17 protein-coding genes and 1 pseudogene are annotated in these 17784 nt (G+C 71.6%); 15 read left to right on the top strand and 3 right to left on the bottom strand.

Annotated elements, in window-relative coordinates; genetic code table 11:
• Positions 1 to 5: 5 nt before the first annotated feature.
• Both MFF61_RS05280 and bchF read right to left on the bottom strand, forming a co-directional pair.
• Positions 6 to 1262 carry a ferredoxin:protochlorophyllide reductase (ATP-dependent) subunit N gene (locus MFF61_RS05280; protein ID WP_238234010.1) on the bottom strand — a complete coding sequence of 419 codons (1257 nt, stop codon included), beginning with the start codon at positions 1260 to 1262 and terminating at the stop codon, positions 6 to 8.
• Positions 1259 to 1759, bottom strand: coding sequence for a 2-vinyl bacteriochlorophyllide hydratase (gene bchF / locus MFF61_RS05285; protein WP_238234011.1), 501 nt, complete (start codon positions 1757 to 1759; stop codon positions 1259 to 1261). Before bchF ends, MFF61_RS05280 begins: the two co-directional genes overlap by 4 nt.
• 412 nt (positions 1760 to 2171) lie before the next feature.
• Here bchF and MFF61_RS05290 point away from each other — a divergent pair, with 412 nt between their 5' ends.
• The 9 genes from MFF61_RS05290 to MFF61_RS05330 all read left to right on the top strand — a co-directional run bounded on the left by MFF61_RS05290 (position 2172) and on the right by MFF61_RS05330 (position 11048).
• Positions 2172 to 2918 carry a cobalamin B12-binding domain-containing protein gene (locus MFF61_RS05290; RefSeq protein WP_238234012.1) on the top strand — a complete coding sequence of 249 codons (747 nt, stop codon included), beginning with the start codon at positions 2172 to 2174 and terminating at the stop codon, positions 2916 to 2918.
• A 79-nt stretch (positions 2919 to 2997) separates the two neighbouring features.
• Positions 2998 to 4410: a transcriptional regulator PpsR gene (gene ppsR, locus MFF61_RS05295; RefSeq protein WP_238234013.1), complete on the top strand. Its 1413-nt coding sequence runs from the start codon at positions 2998 to 3000 to the stop codon at positions 4408 to 4410.
• Positions 4411 to 4515: 105 nt separating this feature from the next.
• Positions 4516 to 5394, top strand: coding sequence for a chlorophyll synthase ChlG (gene chlG, locus MFF61_RS05300; RefSeq protein ID WP_238234014.1), 879 nt, complete (start codon positions 4516 to 4518; stop codon positions 5392 to 5394).
• Positions 5391 to 6731: a BCD family MFS transporter gene (locus MFF61_RS05305; RefSeq protein WP_238234015.1), complete on the top strand. Its 1341-nt coding sequence runs from the start codon at positions 5391 to 5393 to the stop codon at positions 6729 to 6731. Before chlG ends, MFF61_RS05305 begins: the two co-directional genes overlap by 4 nt.
• A gap of 14 nt (positions 6732 to 6745) precedes the next feature.
• Complete coding sequence (locus MFF61_RS05310) at positions 6746 to 7927, top strand: geranylgeranyl diphosphate reductase (RefSeq protein ID WP_238234016.1); 1182 nt, start codon at positions 6746 to 6748, stop codon at positions 7925 to 7927.
• Positions 7924 to 8412, top strand: coding sequence for a TspO/MBR family protein (locus MFF61_RS05315; RefSeq protein WP_238234017.1), 489 nt, complete (start codon positions 7924 to 7926; stop codon positions 8410 to 8412). Before MFF61_RS05310 ends, MFF61_RS05315 begins: the two co-directional genes overlap by 4 nt.
• A 172-nt stretch (positions 8413 to 8584) precedes the next feature.
• Positions 8585 to 8878 (top strand): hypothetical protein, encoded by a 294-nt coding sequence (locus MFF61_RS05320; RefSeq protein WP_238234018.1) that lies wholly within the window; start codon positions 8585 to 8587, stop codon positions 8876 to 8878.
• Positions 8879 to 8917: 39 nt separating this feature from the next.
• Entirely contained in the window at positions 8918 to 10459 is a 1542-nt protein-coding gene (locus MFF61_RS05325) for a c-type cytochrome (protein WP_238234019.1), read from the top strand.
• A gap of 55 nt (positions 10460 to 10514) precedes the next feature.
• The gene (locus MFF61_RS05330; RefSeq protein ID WP_238234020.1) at positions 10515 to 11048 is read left to right on the top strand and encodes a GNAT family N-acetyltransferase; all 534 of its coding nucleotides are present in this window, start codon (positions 10515 to 10517) and stop codon (positions 11046 to 11048) included.
• 12 nt (positions 11049 to 11060) lie between these two features.
• Here the strand turns inward: MFF61_RS05330 and MFF61_RS05335 are convergent.
• Positions 11061 to 11967: pseudogene (locus MFF61_RS05335) on the bottom strand (LysR family transcriptional regulator).
• Between the two features lie 287 nt (positions 11968 to 12254).
• On the opposite strand from MFF61_RS05335, the gene coxB reads away from it, so the two are divergent.
• The 6 genes from coxB to MFF61_RS05365 all read left to right on the top strand — a co-directional run bounded on the left by coxB (position 12255) and on the right by MFF61_RS05365 (position 17677).
• Positions 12255 to 13118 (top strand): cytochrome c oxidase subunit II, encoded by an 864-nt coding sequence (gene coxB / locus MFF61_RS05340; RefSeq protein WP_373324590.1) that lies wholly within the window; start codon positions 12255 to 12257, stop codon positions 13116 to 13118.
• A gap of 47 nt (positions 13119 to 13165) precedes the next feature.
• The gene (ctaD, locus tag MFF61_RS05345) at positions 13166 to 14794 is read left to right on the top strand and encodes a cytochrome c oxidase subunit I (protein ID WP_238234022.1); all 1629 of its coding nucleotides are present in this window, start codon (positions 13166 to 13168) and stop codon (positions 14792 to 14794) included.
• A 149-nt stretch (positions 14795 to 14943) separates the two neighbouring features.
• A complete protein-coding gene (locus MFF61_RS05350) occupies positions 14944 to 15894 on the top strand; it encodes a heme o synthase (RefSeq protein ID WP_238234023.1) in 951 nt (316 codons plus the stop codon).
• Positions 15894 to 16046: a cytochrome c oxidase system small membrane protein gene (locus MFF61_RS05355; protein ID WP_238234024.1), complete on the top strand. Its 153-nt coding sequence runs from the start codon at positions 15894 to 15896 to the stop codon at positions 16044 to 16046. Before MFF61_RS05350 ends, MFF61_RS05355 begins: the two co-directional genes overlap by 1 nt.
• 17 nt (positions 16047 to 16063) lie before the next feature.
• Positions 16064 to 16669, top strand: a complete 606-nt coding sequence (locus MFF61_RS05360) for a cytochrome c oxidase assembly protein (RefSeq protein ID WP_238234025.1) — start codon at positions 16064 to 16066, stop codon at positions 16667 to 16669.
• Between the two features lie 147 nt (positions 16670 to 16816).
• The gene (locus tag MFF61_RS05365) at positions 16817 to 17677 is read left to right on the top strand and encodes a cytochrome c oxidase subunit 3 (RefSeq protein ID WP_238234026.1); all 861 of its coding nucleotides are present in this window, start codon (positions 16817 to 16819) and stop codon (positions 17675 to 17677) included.
• Positions 17678 to 17784 lie beyond the last annotated feature (107 nt).

Here is a 17784-nt window from a genome sequence, read left to right on the forward strand (position 1 = left end):
GCGCGTCAGACCTCCAGCCGGGAGCGGCGCACGAGCGGGCGGGCGAACAGTTCGGCGAGGTCGCCTGCCTGCTCGTAGCCCTGGATCGGCGTGAACAGCAGTTCGATCGACCACTTGGTGGGCCGATCCTCGGCTTCGAGCGGGTTGGCGAGGCCGAGCCCGCAGACGGTCAGGTCCGGGCGCGCCGCGCGGCAGCGGTCGAGCTGATCGTCGAGGCTCTGCCCCTCCACCACCGCCGTGCCGGCCGGCAGCAGCGCCAGCTCCTCGGCGAGGTGCTGGCGGTGGAGGTAGGGCGTCCCGACCTCGATCAGCTCCACGCCCATCTCCCGCGACAGGAAGCGGGCGAGCGGGATCTCCAGCTGCGAATCGGGGAAGAAGAACAGCCGCCGTCCCTCCAGCCGCTCCCGGTGCCGGTCGAGCGCCCGACCCGCCCGGGCGAGGCCCGGCGCCGTCACGGCCGCCACGCGCTCCGGCGCGATCCCGAACGCCTCGGCGGCGGCCCGCAGCCACAGGGTGGTGCCCTCGGCGCCGAGCGGAAACGGGGCCGCGATGCGCCGCGCGCCGCGGTTATCGAGCGCCCGGGCGGTGTCGGCCAGGAAGGGCTGTGCCAGCAGGTAGCGCGTGCCCCGCCCGACCGTCGCCTGCTCGGCGGCGCGGCGGCCCGGCAGGAAGCGGACCGGGCCGATGCCGAGATCGGCAAAGAGCCGCGCGAACTGGTCCTCAACCACGTCCGCGAGCGTGCCGACGACGAGGAGCGAGGTGTCGTCGCTCGTCCCCATGTCCGGCACCAGGGCGGCGAGGCAGGCATCCTCCCCTTGCGTGAACGTCGTCTCGATGCCGCTGCCCGAGTAGCTGAGCACCCGCACGGCAGGAGCGAACCGGCCCGACAGACGCGCCGCCGCGCGGCCGAGATCGAGCTTGATCACCTCCGACGGGCAGGAGCCGACGAGAAACAGCAGCCGGATATCCGGGCGCCGCTCCAGGAGGCGGCCCACCACCCGGTCCAGCTCCTCGTGCGCATCGGCGAGGCCCGCGAGGTCCCGCTCCTCGATGATCGCGGTGGCGAAGCGCGGCTCGGCGAAGATCATCACGCCGGCGGCCGACTGGATCAGGTGCGCGCAGGTGCGCGAGCCGACGACGAGGAAGAAGGCATCCCGGATCTTGCGGTGCAGCCAGACGATGCCGGTGAGCCCGCAGAACACCGCGCGCTGGCCGCGCTCCTGGCTTACGCGCGGACCGCAGGGGGGGAACGGCGCGTTCATGGCGCGGCTCCGGTCAGCACGGGCGCCGGGCGGGCCGGCGCGCCCGCGCGGGCGGCCCTGAGCTTCAGCAGGAACTGCGTGGCGTTGATCACGTAGGCGGCATAGGCGGCGAGCGCCAGCAGCATCAGGCCGCGCAGGTCGAGCGCGTCGACGGCCAGGGCCGCCAGGTAGGCGGTGTGGAGCGCCAGCACCAGCATGCTGACGACGTCCTCCCAGAAGAAGGCCGGCGCGAACAGGTAGCGCCCGAACACGGCCTTCTCCCAGAGGGAGCCGGTGATCATGATCGCGTAGAGCGCCAGCGTCTTGAGCACCACGGAGGCGTTGGCCACCGCCGCTCCCTCCCCCGTCGCCAGGGTGCGCAGGACCAGGAGCAGGCTGACGAGGAAGATCGCGAACTGGACGGGCGCCAGGATGCCCTGGACCAGCGTCCAGGGCGTGGCGTCGCGGCGCCGACGCTCCGCCTCGCTGTACAGATCCGGCCGGTCGTCGCGCCTCATGTCGCCTGCCCCGCCTCGCCCCGTCCGAGCCCCGCCTTGCGCCGCGGGGTTGTCGGTACGGGCAGCCTAGGACCGAGGCGGCAAGAGTGTCAACTCAAGTTGACAGTGCGACCACCTGACATTTCTCGGGACCGGCCGCGAATGCCGCTTGCCTGAACAGGAAGGACGGGTATCTTAGGTAAATGCCCGGACCCCAAGGGGACCTGTCGACAGAATACCTCGAAGAAAAAAGTCCTACAGGTGTCCAACATAACAGGCGGGGCCATTGTGCATCGGGGAGGTGCCGGTGGAGAACACAAGGCATTTCAGCGACACTGTGGATGGCCCTTCGCTCCTGCGCGACGGGGAACCGGCGCGGCCGGGCAGACGGCGACCGTCCCGACCGCAACCGTGGCGCGATGATCTCGCGCGCGTGGTGGAGGCGGAGATCATTCCCCGCCTGATGCTCGCCCACCGCACCGGCCGCCGGTCCTGCCTCGTCTCCGGTCCGCGGCCCGAGCCCGAGGCGATCGCCCGCTTCGCGGCCCTGATGCTGGCCTCCGCCGACGCGGATCCGATGGCCGAGATCCAGGACTTTCTCGACGGCGGCATGAGCTTCGACGGCCTGCTGCTCGAACTCCTGGCGCCTACGGCCCGCCATATCGGCCGGCTCTGGGAGGAGGATGCCTGCGACTTCGTGCAGGTGACGGTGGCGATGGCACGGCTGCGCCGGCTCGTGCACGACCTCGAAATGCTGTTCGTCGAGCCGCCCCCCGCCGATCCGGCGAGCCGGCGCGTCCTTCTCGTCCCGGCTCCGGGAGAGACGCACACGTTCGGGCTGACCATCGTCACCCACTTCTTCACGGAGGCGGGCTGGGACGTGGCGTCGGGCGTGAGCTGGCGCGAGACGAAGCCCCTTGAGCACCTGCGCGACGCGTGGTTCGACGTCGTCGGCATCTCCCTGTCCTGCGACGTCTTCCTGGAGGCGCTCGCCGAGGCGGTGCCGATCATCCGGCGCGCCTCCTGCAGCCGCGACTTGCGGATCCTGGTGGGGGGACCCGCCTTCGAGAACCGGCCGGACCGGGTCAGGCGCGTGGGGGCGGACGCGGTCGCGCTGGATGCGCGTGAAGCACCGGGAATCGCCGCCACCCTCCTTGATCTCAGGGTGAGAGCCTGCTGAAAGACCTGTTCGGTGTGGTCGAAGCGTCTGGTGACCCTTGAACAGTCCCGTCAGCCTTACTGCGAAGGAAGCGTTCGCGGTGTTACGAGACGCTGTCGCCCACCTCGACGCGGAGACGACGGGAATGCTCGTCGCGGCCGCGACGGATCTGTCGCTGGTCGTCGACCGCGACGGGGTGATCCGCGACGCGACGTTCGGGGCGGACGGCCTCGCGGATGACGGGGCGGCGCGCTGGCTCGGCCGGCGCTGGATCGACACCGTGACGGTCGAGAGCCGGCCGAAGATCGCCGAACTCCTCGGCGACGCGGCGCCCGGCACCGTGACGCGCTGGCGCCAGGTCAATCACCCGTCCGTGAGCGGCATCGACCTGCCGATCCGCTACTCGACCCTGCGCCTGCCCGGCGAGGGGCAGATCCTCGCCATCGGGCGTGACCTGCGGGCCGTCGCGGCGCTTCAGCGCCGCCTCGCCGAATCGCAGCAGGCCCTGGAGCGCGACTATGCCCGCCTGCGCAGCGCCGAGACCCGCTACCGCGTGCTGTTCCAGCTCGCGGGCGAGGCGGTGCTGATCGTCGACGCCGCGACCCGTCGCATCGCCGAGATCAACCCGGCCGCCGCGCGGCTGCTCGGCCGCTCCGCCAAGCGGATCGTCGGGCAGGATTTCGTCGATCTGTTCGAGCCGGAGGGCGGCAAGGCCGTGCAGGCCCTGCTGGTCGGCCTGCGCCTGACCGGGCAGGCCGAGGACCTGAGCGTCCGCCTCGCCCACCGCCGCGGCGAAGCCCGGGTCGCCGCGGCCCTGTTCCGGCAGGATGCCGGCACCAGCATCCTGGTGCGGCTCAACCTCGTCGCGCCCGTGGCCGCCCAGCCGGCCGCGGCGCGAACCGGCGCCCTCGACGTCATCGAGGCGATGCCCGAGGGCTTCGTCGTCACCGACCGCGACAGGCGCATCATCGGGGCGAATGCTGCCTTCCTCGACCTCGCCCAGCTCGCCGCCGAGCAGCAGGCCAAGGGCGAGCTGCTCGACCGCTGGCTCGGGCGCGAGGGCAGCGAGATCGGCGCCCTGTTCGCCACCCTCGTCGAGCACGGCTCCGTGCGCCACTTCACCACGGTGATGCGCGGCGAGTTCGGGGTCGTCGAGGAGGTCGAGGTCGCGGGCGTCTCGGTGCCCGGCGGCGAGAAGCCCTGCCTCGGCCTCACCATCCGCACGCTGCCGCGGCGCATCGCGCCGACCGCCTCGGGTGGGCGCGAGCTACCGCGCTCCGTCGAGCAGATGACCGAACTCGTCGGCCGCGTCTCGATGAAGACGCTGGTGCGCGAGACCACCGATCTGATCGAGCGCCTCTGCATCGAGGCGGCGCTGCGGATCACGCAGGACAACCGCGCCTCCGCGGCCGAGATGCTGGGCCTCAGCCGCCAGGGCTTCTACGCCAAGTTGCGTCGCTATGGCCTCGGCGACCTGGACGGCAACGAGGACGCTGACGCGCGCGACGAGTGAGGCCGACAGCTTCGCCGTAGCAGAAACGTGAGTGTAAAGTTTGCTTGACAGTCGTGGCGCCGTGTCACTAGCCTCGGACCCAGGCAGGCGAGCGCGAGGCAGCGCATGGTGGTCCCGGCTCCGAGCGCTCTGGTCGAGCTTCTCAAGCCCATCACGTGGTTCGCGCCGATGTGGGCCTTCGCCTGCGGGGTGGTCTCGTCGGGATCGGGCCTGCAGGGGCGCTGGCCGGTGGTGCTCGCCGGCATCGTGCTCGCCGGCCCCCTCGTCTGTGCCACCAGCCAGGCGGTGAACGACTGGTTCGACCGGCACGTCGACGCCATCAACGAGCCGCAGCGGCCGATTCCCTCCGGCCGGATGCCCGGCCGCTGGGGGCTGTACGTGGCGGCGGGCTGGACGCTGCTCTCGCTCCTCGTCGCCGCCGCCCTCGGCCCCTGGATCCTCGGCGCGGCCCTGTTCGGGCTCCTGCTCGCGTGGCTCTACAGCGCGCCGCCCCTGCGCCTGAAGCGGAACGGCTGGTGGGGCAACACCGCCGTCGGCCTCTGCTACGAGGGCCTGCCCTGGTTCACGGGCGCCGCCGTGATGGCCGCCGCGGTGCCGGACGGGCGCGTGCTGATGCTGGCGCTGCTCTACAGCATCGGCGCCCACGGCATCATGACCCTCAACGACTTCAAGTCCGTGGAGGGCGACCGGCGCACCGGTATCCGCTCCCTGCCGGTCCAGCTCGGCACCGACCGCGCCGCACGCCTCGCCTGCCTCGTCATGGCGCTGCCGCAGGCGGCCGTGGTGGCGCTGCTGCTGGCCTGGGACCGCCCCTGGCATGCGGGCGTCGTGGCGGCCCTGCTCGCCGGCCAGAGCGCCCTGATGCGCCGCCTCCTCGCCGATCCGCGCGGGCAGGCCGCGTGGTACAACGGCACCGGCACGCTGCTCTACGTGCTCGGCATGCTCGCCGCCGCCTTCGCGCTGCGTCACGGAGGGGCCGCATGAGCCCGCAGGCCGCCTTCGGCTGGGGCACCATCGTGCGCCTGGGCCTCGTTCAGACCGCGCTCGGCGCCATCGTCGTCCTCATCACCTCGACCATCAACCGGGTGATGGTGGTCGAACTGGCGCTGCCGGCCGCGGTGCCCGGGGCCCTGGTGGCGCTGCATTACGCGGTGCAGTTCGCGCGCCCGCGCTGGGGCTACGGCTCCGACATCGGCGGGCGGCGCACGCCCTGGATCATCGGAGGCATGGCGGCGCTGGCGCTGGGGGGCTTCGGCGCCGCCGCCGCCACCGCGCTGATCGCCACGCACCCGGTCGCCGGGTTCGCGCTGGCGATCCTCGCCTTCCTGGTGGTCGGCATCGGCGTCGGCGCGGCCGGCACCTCGCTCCTCGTCCTGCTCTCCACCGGCGTCGCGCCGCAGCGCCGGGGGGCCGCGGCCACCATCGTGTGGGTGATGATGATCGCCGGCTTCGTGGTCACGGCGCCGCTCGCCGGGCGCTTCCTCGACCCGTTCTCGGCCGGGCGGCTGATCGCGGTCTCGGCCGCGGTCTCGGGCCTCGCCTTCCTGGTGGCGCTCGCGGCGGTCTGGGGCGTCGAACCGCCCGCGGCCGCGCGGCCGGCGGAGCGGCAGGAGGCCCGGCCGCCCTTCGCGCAGGTGCTGGCCGAGGTCTGGGCCGAGCCGGCCTCCCGCCGCTTCACGGTCTTCGTCTTCCTGGCGATGCTCGCCTACAGCGCCCAGGAGCTCATCCTCGAGCCCTTCGCGGGCCTCGTCTTCGCGATGACGCCCGGCGCCACCACGGCCCTGGCGGGGGTGCAGAACGGCGGCGTGCTGGCCGGGATGGTGCTGGTCGCCCTTGTGACGACCCTGGCGCCGGGGCCGCGGCTCGGCTCGCTGCGGCTGTGGACCGTGGCGGGCTGCATCGGGTCGGCGCTGGCGCTGGCCGGGATCGCGGCCTGCGGCTTGGCGGGTCCGGGAGCGCCGCTGCGCGCGTTCGTCGTCGGGCTCGGCCTGTTCAACGGCATCTTCGCGGTCTCGGCGATCGGCTCGATGATGGCGCTCGCCGGCTCGGGCAACGCGCCCGGGGGCGAAGGCCGGCACGGCACCCGCATGGGGGTCTGGGGCGCCGCGCAGGGCGTGGCCTTCGGGTTCGGGGGCTTTCTCGGCGCGGCCTGCGTCGACCTCGCGCGCGTGCTGTTCGGCGCGGTGGTCCCGGCCTACGCGGCGGTCTTCTGCGCCGAGGCGCTGCTGTTCCTGCTCGCGGCGGCGCTCGCCCTGCGCATCGATGCGCCCGCGCCGCGGCGGGAGGCCCGGATCGGGGACTTTTCCGTGTCGCACGGATGAGGGGAGGCACGGCCATGACCGACGGCGAGATCTTCGATGTCGTGGTGGTGGGGGGCGGTCCGGCCGGAGCGACCGCCGCGACCGACCTCGCCCGGAGCGGGCGGCGCGTGCTCCTCCTCGACCGGGACGGGCGCATCAAGCCCTGCGGCGGCGCGATCCCGCCGCGGCTGATCCGCGACTTCGCGATTCCCGACGATCTTCTGGTGGCGCGGATCCGCAGCGCCCGCATGGTGTCGCCGAAGGACCGAGCCGTGGACATGCCGGTGGGGGACGGCTTCGTCGGCATGGTCGACCGCGAGGTCTTCGATCCCTGGCTGCGCAACCGCGCGGCGCTGGCGGGGGCGAGCCGACGCACCGGCACCTTCCTGCGCATCAGCCGCCCCGGCGACGGCCTCGTCACCCTGCATTACCGCCGCAAGTCCGGCGAGGAGGACAGTGCGCGCGCGCGCCTTGTCATCGGGGCGGACGGAGCCAATTCGGCGGTCGGGCGTCAGGAGATTCCGGGCCATGCCCGGATGCGGCAGGTCTTCGCCTACCACGAGGTGGTCCGCACGCCGCCGGCCGGCGCCTTCGCGCCTGCGCGCTGCGACGTCTACTACCAGGGCGTCCTCTCCCCCGACTTCTACGCCTGGGTTTTCCCGCACGGCGACACGCTCAGCATCGGCACCGGCAGCGCCCGCAAGGGCTTCTCGCTGCGCGGCGCGGTCGGCCGTCTGCGCGCCGCCACCGGGCTCGATCTTGGCGAGACCCTGCGCCGGGAGGGCGCGCCGATTCCCCTCAAGCCCCTGCGCCGCTTCGACAACGGGCGCGACGTCCTTCTCACCGGCGACGCCGCCGGGCTCGTCGCCCCCGCCTCGGGCGAGGGCATCTACTACGCGATGCTGGGCGGGCGCCTCGCCGCGGAGGCGGCCGACGCCTTCCTGGCCACCGGCGACGCCCGTGCGCTGCGCCAGGTGCGCCGCCGCTTCCTCGCTGCTCACGGGCGCGTGTTCTGGATCCTGCGCCTGATGCAGACCGTCTGGTACCGCAACGACGCCCTGCGCGAGCGCTTCGTGAGCATCTGCCGCGATCCGGACGTTCAGAGCCTCACCTGGGACGCCTACATGAACAAAGAGCTGGTGCGCGCCAAACCCGCCGCCCATGCCCGGATCTTCTTCAAGGACCTCGCCCATCTGTTCGGCTGGGTCTCGCCGTGAGCGGCGAACTCGGCGGGCGGTGGGGGCCGATCCTCGTCGCGGCCCTGGCGGCCCTGGTGGTGGCCGGCGCGGGCGCGGCGCTGACCACGCTCGGTCCCTGGTACGCGGGGTTGCGGGTGCCGGCCTGGAAGCCGCCGGACTGGGCCTTCGGGCCGGTCTGGACGATCATCTTCACGCTGACCGCCATCGCCGGCGTCATGGCCTGGAACGCCGCGCCGGCGGGGCCGGAGCGGAGCTGGCTCCTCGTGGCCTTCGGGGTGAACGGCCTCCTCAACATCGCCTGGAGCGGCCTGTTCTTCCGCCTGCAGCGGCCGGATTGGGCGCTCATCGAGGTGGTGCTGCTATGGCTCTCGGTGGCGGTGCTGATGGTGGCGGTGGGGCGCCATTCCGGCACCGGAGCGCTGCTCCTCGTGCCCTACCTCGCCTGGGTCGGGCTGGCGGCCGTCCTCAACTGGTCGATCGTGCGCCTCAACGGTCCGTTCTGATCCGGACTCCTTCGCGCCGGCGCGGTGCGACAAATCGTGCCGTGAACCTTCGGGCGTGAACCGAGAGGCAGGCCGCCTCGTTGCAGCAGCATCGCGTGAGTTGCGTTTCGAACTCTGCGTCAGCGGAGGATCACAACCGGGTTCCACGAGCCCGGGCGGGAGGGCGTCGCGCGTGTCGGAGCTGTTCGCGAATGGCCGCATCATCGATGCGGTGCTGGTGCTGGTGGCCGCCGAGGCGGTCCTCATCCTGGCGTGGCGCCGCCGCGGCGGGCCAGGTGCGGGCCCGCTGCTCGTCACTCTCGCCTCCGGCGCCTTTCTGATGCTGGCCCTGCGCGCGGCGCTCGCCGGGGCCGCCTGGTTCTGGCTGGCGCTCGCGCTCCTGGGCGCCCTGGCCGCCCACCTCGCCGACCTCTGGCTGCGGCTGCGCCCGCACGCCGCCCTTCCCCACGGACGACCCGCTCCCTGAACGACCCCGCGCCCGCCGCGGCAACCGGAGGATGGTAGCATGCGTGGCATCTCGGCCCTGGTTCTCGGCTCCCTGGCGCTGGCGGCCCCGGCCGTGGCCCAGCCGCAGGCCGCCGGGCAGGACCTGATCCGCAAGGGCGAGGCCCTCGTCACGGCGGGCGATTGCGTCGCCTGCCACACCGCGCCGGGCGGCAAGCCCTTCGCGGGCGGGCTCTACATCAACTTTCCGGGCGGCATCGGCCGGCTCGCTACCCCGAACATCACGCCGGACAAGGAGACGGGCATCGGCACCTGGAGCGACGCCGAGTTCCGCCGCGCCATGCACGAGGGCATCACCAAGGACGGCAGCTACCTCTACCCCGCCTTCCCGTTCCCCTGGTACACCAAGGTCTCCGACGAGGACGTGGCGGCGATCAAGGCCTACCTGTTCTCGCTCGCGCCCGTGAGCGCGCCGCGCAAGCCCGCCGAGATCGCCTTTCCGTTCAGCATCCGCGACGGGCTGCTCGCGTGGCGGCTCGCCTTCTTCACCCCCGGGCGGTTCCAGCCCGACCCGCAGGCGAGCGCGCAGGTCAACCGCGGCGCCTACCTGGTGGAGGGCCTGGGCCATTGCGGCGCCTGCCACAACGGCAGCAAGTTGGTCGGCGCCTCGCAGTGGAGCGGCTATCTCGAAGGCGGCTCGATCGACGGCTGGTACGCGCCGAACCTGTCGGGCGACGACCGGGAGGGGCTGGGCGGCTGGAGCGAGGATCAGCTCTTCACCTACCTCAAGACCGGCGCCGCCCCCGGTCGCGCGGGCGTCGTCGCCGGGCCGATGCGGCAGGTGATCGAGGAGAGCCTGAGCAAGCTCTCCGACGAGGATGTGCGCGCCATCGCGGTCTACCTCAAGACCCTGCCGGCCAAGCCCACCTACACGCCGCAGCAGCCCTCGGCCTTCGCGCAGCCCGCGACCGCGCCGGGCGCGGACGTCTACGTCAGCCACTGCGTCTCCTGCCACCGCCAGGACGGCAAGGGCGTCCCCGGGGCGATCCCGGCCCTCGCCGGCAACGGCGCCGTCCTGGCCAAGGGGCCGGAGACGGTCATCCGCGTCGTGCTCGGCGGCCTCTCGGCCAAGGGCGACTATGCGCCGATGCCGGCGGTCGGCGCCGGCATGAGCGACGCCGACGTGGCGGCCGTGACGAACTACGTGCGCCAGACCTTCGGCAACGAGGCGCCGCCCACCGCCGATGCCGGGCAGGTGGCGGCCCTGCGCGGCGACACCCGGACCATGCTGTCGGGAACGGCCGCGTGCGAGACCGTGACGGATCCGGGGCTCGCCAAAGCCCTGGAGGAGGTCGGGGCGGACGCGCAGCTCAAGGGCGTCAAGGCCGAAGACATGCTGCCGCGGGTGAGCGCGCTCCTGCCCGCCCTCAAGGCCGCCGCGCCCAAGGCCGCCCAGGCCGACCTCGTGAACGGGCTCACGGCGAGCTTCTGCCGCACCGCCGATCGGGCGGCGGTCGGCCTCGCCTGGCCGGTGGCGATCGGCAACTTCGCGAGCCTCGTCTACGGGCAGCTGCGCCACCCGAACCGCGCCGCCAAGGAGTGAGCCGAGCGCGCCGGGCCGGCCGCCGGCCCGGCCGGGCCGGCCCCGGGGGCGCCCGATGGTTGCGGCCGGACGCGGCGCCCGCCATACCGCCGCGATGGCTCCGCCCGCCTTCCGGATCGCGCCCGTGCGCGACGCCGCCGACCTCGACGCCACGGTAGCGCTGTTTCGCGCCTACGCGGCCGCGCTCCCCATCGACCTCGCCTATCAGGGCTTCGAGGCGGAACTGGCCGCCCTACCCGGTCCCTATGCGGCCCCGACCGGGGAATTGCTGCTCGCCCGCAACGACTCGGGCGCGGCCGTGGGCTGCGTCGGCCTGCGCCGGCTTGGCCCCTCCGAGGTGTGCGAGATGAAGCGCCTGTACGCCGATCCCGCCGCGCGCGGGGCCGGGCTCGGCGAGGCCCTGGTGGCCGCGATCATCGCGGCGGCCGAGCGCCTCGGCTACCGCGAGATGCGGCTCGACACCCTGCCCTCGATGGCCGGGGCGCTGGCGCTCTACCGCCGCGCGGGCTTCGCGCCGACCGCGCCCTATTACGACACGCCGGTCGCCGGCACCCTCTTCCTGCGCCGCGACCTCGCGCCCGGCTCCTGACGCGGCCGGCGCTCACAGGGCCGCAATGGATTCGGACAGGCTCGGCGCGATCGCCCGCGCCTCCGCCAGGAACGCCGCCACTAGCGGGGTCGTCGGGTCGCGCTCCGGCACCACGAGGCCGATCGTGTGCCCGACCTTCGGCTCGGTGATCGGCACCGCCCGCACCCGCTCGGTGAGCCGGAAGGTCTCGGCCAGGGCCGCCGGCAGGATGCTCGCCCATTTGGCCGTGCGCACATGCGTGACGAGCGCGATCATCGAGTTCGATTCGAGGATCGGCGCCGGCTCGGCTCCGGCCGCCTGCAGGTGGCGGTCGATGATGCGCCGGTTCTGCATGTCGGGGGTGAGCAGGCAGAGCGGGATGCGCCCCACCTCCGCCCAGGTGACGCGGTCGCGCGCCGTAGATGCCGTCCGCGGCGGTGAGCAGCCGGTACTGCTCGCGGTAGAGGGCGAGCGTGGTGACGCAGCCCAGCGGCTCGCCTTCGAGAGAGGTGAGGCCCGCGTCGAGTTCGAGGTTCGCGATCTGGCGCACGATCTCGTGCGAGGTCGCCGATTGCACGCTGAACAGGACCGCCGGGTGGCGCGCCCGGAACGGCGTGGTCAGGGCGGCCACCATCGGGGTCGCGGTCGGCACCGCCGCCATGCGCAGCGTCCCCGACAGGCCGCGGCGCAGGGTCGCCACCTCCTGGCGCATCGCCCGGGTGTCGCCGACGATCCGGCGTGCCCAGTCCAGCACCCGCTCCCCCTCGGGCGTGAAGCCCTGGAACCGCGAGCCGCGCTGCACCAGCATCACACCGAGACGCTCCTCCACGTGCTTCACGCCGGCCGAGAGCGTCTGCTGGGAGACGCCGCAGGCCTGGGCGGCGCGCCCGAAATGCTGCTCGCGGGCGAGCGCCAGGATGAATTCGAGACGGTCGATCATGCGGGCCGCCACCCTGCCCGAGCGGCGGGGCGGCGCCAATCCTCGATCCGATCCCCTCCCCAGGACGCGGCCGATCGGCCCGGGAATCGTACGAAGGTCCGGGCCACGCTGGCGTTCCGCGGCCACGGATGCGACGCCAGCGCCGTTGCACTCGTCCCGGCATTGTGGTGTGAGACGCCCACCGAGAGGTCGACGGGAGGGCGACCGGCCCGTCGCGGCTGCCCCGCACCCGCCTCGCGGGACGGGCGGCTCGGTTCGGCTGCAGCAACGGGAGCATCGAGGGCGATATGGGGATGGCGTGGGCGCAGGGTCGGCGGTTCGGCCGATCGTTCGTGAGGGGCGCCGCGGTCGCAGCGACTCTCCTGACCGGAGGCGCCGCGCTCGCGGCCGAGGCCGGGAAACCCGTGCCGTGGCAGATGGACCTGCAGACGCCCGTCACCGAGGTGGCGACGGAGATCTACAACTTCCATCACCTGCTCAACGTCATCATGCTGGCCATCGTGCTGCTGGTGCTGGCGCTGCTGCTGATCGTCATCTTCCGCTTCAACGAGCGGGCGCAGCCCAACCCGTCGCGCACCACGCACAACACGATGCTGGAGGTGGCCTGGACGATCGTTCCGGTGCTGATCCTGGTGGCGATCGCGATCCCGTCCTTCCGGGTGCTGCGCACGCAGCTCTCCGACCCGAAGGCCGACCTGATGGTCAAGGTGATCGGCCACGCGTGGTACTGGTCCTACGAGTACCCGCAGGAGGTCGGCGGCTTCAAGTTCGACGCCAACCTGCTGGAGGGCGAGGACCAGGTGAAGTCGGGCCAGCCGAAGCTGCTCGCCACCGACAACGAGATGGTCGTGCCGGTGAACAAGATCGTGAAGATCCAGGTCACCGCCGCCGACGTGATGCATTCCTGGGCGCTGCCGTCCTTCGGCTTCAAGATCGACGCGATCCCGGGCCGCCTGAACCAGTTCTGGTTCAAGGCCGACCGCGAGGGCACGTATCACGGCCAGTGCTCGGAGCTGTGCGGCCAGCGCCACGCCTACATGCCCATCACCGTCAAGGTGGTGAGCGACGCGGCGTTCCAGGCCTGGACCGCCGAGGCCAAGACCAAGTTCGCCCGGGTCGAGGGCGCCGGCAAGTTCGCGGACGCGCGCTGACGGCGACCCCGGGCACGACGAGAGAATCCTGCGAGAGGCTCTGAATCATGGCAGTCGCCGCATCGGCCGGGCACGCTGACGCCCACGAGCACACCCCACCCTTCTTTCAGCGCTGGTTCAATTCCACGAACCACAAGGACATCGGCACGCTCTACCTGCTGTTCGCCTTCTCGGCGGGCATCGTGGGCGCCTTCCTGTCCTTCGGCATCCGGATGGAGATGGAGGCCCCCGGCCTGCAGTACTTCTCCAACCCGCAGACCTACAACGTCTTCGTGACCGGCCACGGCCTCATCATGGTGTTCTTCATGGTGATGCCGGCGCTGATCGGCGGCTTTGGCAACTGGTTCGTGCCGCTGATGATCGGGGCGCCCGACATGGCGTTCCCGCGCATGAACAACATCTCGTTCTGGCTCACCGTCGCGGGCTTCATGAGCCTCGTCTGCTCGCTCTTCGTCGAGGGCGCGCCGGGCGCAGTCGGCGCGGGCACGGGCTGGACCGTCTACCCGCCGCTCTCGACGGACGGGCACCCGGGCCCCGCGGTGGACTTCGCGATCTTCGCCCTGCACCTGTCGGGCGCGGGCTCGATCCTGGGCGCCATCAACTTCATCACCACGATCCTGAACATGCGCGCGCCGGGCATGACCCTGCACAAGATGCCGCTGTTCGCGTGGTCGATGCTGGTGACGGCCTTCCTGCTGCTGCTGTCGCTCCCGGTTCTGGCCGGCGCGATCACCATGCTGCTCACCGACCGCAACTTCGGCACCACCTTCTTCAGCCCGAGCGGCGGCGGTGACCCGATCCTGTACCAGCACCTGTTCTGGTTCTTCGGTCACCCCGAAGTCTACATCATGATCCTGCCGGCCTTCGGCATCGTCTCCCACATCATCGCGACCTTCTCGAAGAAGCCGGTCTTCGGCTACCTCGCGATGGCCTACGCGATGGTGGCGATCGGCGTCGTCGGCTTCGTGGTCTGGGCGCACCACATGTACACGGTGGGCCTGACGCTGCAGACGCAGTCCTATTTCGTCTTCGCCACCATGGTCATCGCGGTGCCCACGGGCGTGAAGATCTTCTCGTGGATCGCCACGATGTGGGGCGGTTCGATCCGCTTCACCGCCGCCATGCACTGGGCCGTCGGCTTCGTCTTCCTGTTCACGGTCGGCGGCGTCACCGGCGTGATCCTGGCCAACGCGGCGGTCGACCGCTACCTGCACGACACGTACTACGTCGTGGCGCACTTCCACTATGTGCTGTCGCTCGGCGCCGTGTTCATCATCTTCGCGGGCGTGTACTACTGGTTCCCGAAGATGACGGGCCGGATCATCCCGGAATGGGCCGGCAAGCTGCACTTCTGGCTGGCCTTCATCGGCGCCAACGTCCTGTTCTTCCCGATGCACTTCCTCGGGCTGGCCGGCATGCCGCGCCGCTACGCCGACTATCCGGAGGCCTTCGCGGGCTGGCACTACGTGGCGACGATGGGCGGGCACATCTTCGCCCTCGGCATGGTGGTGTTCGTGATCGGCGTGGTCATGGCCTTCCGCTCCAAGGAGCGCGCGGCGGACAACCCGTGGGGCGAGGGTGCCACCACCCTGGAATGGACGCTGTCCTCTCCCCCGCCCTTCCACCAGTACGAGACCCTGCCGGTGATCGTCGACGAACCGTCGCACGCCCACTAGCCGACATTCGCGCAGGGCCGCCGCCGAGGCGGCCCTCGCTCTTCCCCCGAGTTCCGCACGGTCGGAACTCCGGCGAAGAGCGGCCCATGACCCCGCCTCTTGGGACCTCATGGGACCTCCCGCAACCACCCGAGCCCGAACCGGTGGCCATGACGAGCCTGTCGAACAGCCTTTCCCCCGCCCAGGGCCTCGCGCCCGCCGCGAACGGCGACGTTGCGGATTTCTTCGCGCTGCTGAAGCCGCGGGTGATGGCGCTCGTCATCTTCACCGCGCTCGTCGGCATGACCGTGTCGCACGCCTCGGTGAACCCGGTGATCGGAGCGATCTCGCTCTTGATGATTGCGGTGGGCGCCGGCGCCTCGGGCTGCCTCAACATGTGGTGGGACGCCGACGTGGACGCGGTGATGACCCGCACCCGCACGCGCCCGATCCCCGCCGGCCGCATCCAGCCCGGCGAGGCGCTGGCCTTCGGACTGGTGCTCTCGGTGGGCTCGGTGCTGGTGCTGGGGCTCGCCGCGAACTGGCTGGCGGCCGGCCTCCTCGCCTTCACCATCGTGTTCTACGCCGTGATCTACTCGATGTGGCTGAAGCGGGCGACCGCGCAGAACATCGTCATCGGCGGCGCCGCCGGCGCCTTGCCCCCGATGATCGGGCAGGCGGTCGTGACGGGCGGGGTCGGGATCGAGGGCCTCGTCCTGTTCCTCATCATCTTCATCTGGACGCCGCCGCATTTCTGGGCGCTGGCCCTGGTGAAGTCGGGCGAGTACGCGCGGGCCGGCATCCCGATGATGCCGAACGTGGCGGGGCCGGATTCGACCCGCCGCCAGATCGTGGCCTATTCGGCCCTGCTCGCCCCCCTCGGCCTCGCGCCGGTCTTCCTCGGCTTCGGCGGCCAGATCTACGCCGTCGTGGCGCTGCTGGGCGGCCTCGGCATGCTGGCGCTGAGCCTCCAGGTGCAGCGCATCCGCCAGGGCGAGACCGCGAACCGCACCGCCATGAGCCTGTTCGCCTTCTCGATCCTCTACCTGTTCCTGCTCTTCTCGGCGTTGCTCGCCGAGCAGGGCCTCGGCCTGTTCCGGCCGCTGCCGCTGATCGCCTGATGATGGATCCCCGCCCCCTTACGCCCGACGAGGTGCGGCGGCGGCGCAAGCGCTCCGTCGCCATCGCCCTCGTGCTCGCCGCGCTGGTCGCGATCTTCTACGCGCTGACCATCGCCAAGCTCGGGCCGCAGGTGCTCAACCGGCCGCTGTGACGCGCGAGGGAGCTCCCATGACCGACCGCCGACCGACCTCGGCCCAGAATCGCGGGGTGCGGCTCACGCTGATCGCCTGCCTCGGCCTCGTGGCGGGCATGACCGCGCTCGCCTTCGCGTTCGTCCCGCTCTACGACCTGTTCTGCAAGGTCACGGGCTACGACGGCACGCCGATCGTCGGGCGCGGCCCCTCCGCCACCCGGGCCGAGGGCACCATGACGGTCCATTTCGACACCAACGTCGCGCCGGGCCTGCCCTGGCGCTTCCGCGCCGAGGCGCCTCGGGTCGAGGCGCGGCTCGGCGAGACCCAGACCGTCTTCTTCCGGGTCACCAACACGGCGAGCGTGCCTACCACTGGCACCGCCACCTTCAACGTCCAGCCCGGCCTGCTCGGCGGCTACTTCGTCAAGATCCAGTGCTTCTGCTTCAACGAGCAGACCCTGCAGCCGGGCGAGACGATGGATTTCCCGGTGGTGTTCTACGTCGACCCGGCGGCCCGGACCGACGCCAACACCCGCGACTACGCCGAGATGACGCTCTCCTACACCTACTTCGCGTCGCGCAACGGCCAGCCCACGGCCGCGCTTGCGACAACCGGCGCGGGGGCGGGACGGCCGAATTGACCGTTAGGCCCGGTGACAGATCCGGGCCGCGCGCACTAAAGGGACCCCGGGGGCCTCGCTCGGGAGCCGGGGTCCGGACCAAGCATCGCCACGAGGACCAGCGCCGGGCGCGCCGGGGCGGAGACGAGAGGCAGGAGACCTGACACGATGGCCGAGGCGCACGCGAAGCACCACGATTACCACCTCGTCAATCCGAGCCCCTGGCCGCTGATCGGCTCCCTCAGCGGCTTCATGATGACGACCGGCGCCGTCTTCTGGATGAAGAGCCTGACGCTGGCGGGGCTGGCGATCGGCCCGTACCTGTTCTTCGCCGGCGTGATCGGCGTGCTCTACACCATGCTGTCGTGGTGGCGCGACGTCATCCACGAGGCGAATACGGGCGACCACACCCGGGTGGTGCAGCTCCACCACCGCTACGGGATGATGATGTTCATCGCCTCCGAGGTGATGTTCTTCGTCGCATGGTTCTGGGCCTATTTCGAGGCCGCGCTCTACACCGGCGACCCGATCCAGGCCTCGCGCGTGGAGTTCACCGGCGGGATGTGGCCGCCCAAGGGCGTCGAGGCCTTCGATCCCTGGCACCTGCCGCTGCTCAACACGCTGATCCTGCTGACCTCCGGCACCACCGTCACCTGGGCGCACCACGCGCTGCTCAACGACGACCGCAAGGGCCTCAAGTACGGCCTCTGGCTCACCATCGCGCTCGGCGTGCTGTTCAGCATCGTCCAGGCCTACGAGTACAGCCACGCCCATTTCGGCTTCTCGGGCAGCATCTACTCGGCCACCTTCTTCATGGCGACCGGCTTCCACGGCGCCCACGTCATCATCGGCACCATCTTCCTGGCGGTCTGCCTCTACCGGGCCTATCTCGGCCAGTTCACATCCCGCCAGCACCTCGGCTTCGAGTTCGCGGCCTGGTACTGGCACTTCGTCGACGTGGTCTGGCTGTTCCTGTTCGCGGCCGTCTACATCTGGGGCTCGGGCATCGGCCAGGCGGCGGCGCACTGACGCGGGCCATCCCGCAGCACCGGACAAGGGCGGCGCGAGCCGCCCTTTTTCGTGGCGCGGGCCCGCCCCGACCCCATATCCGGTCCGCGACCCCCGCCCGTTCCGCG

This window comes from Methylobacterium isbiliense (genome assembly GCF_022179325.1).
Taxonomy (GTDB): Bacteria; Pseudomonadota; Alphaproteobacteria; order Rhizobiales; family Beijerinckiaceae; genus Methylobacterium; species Methylobacterium isbiliense.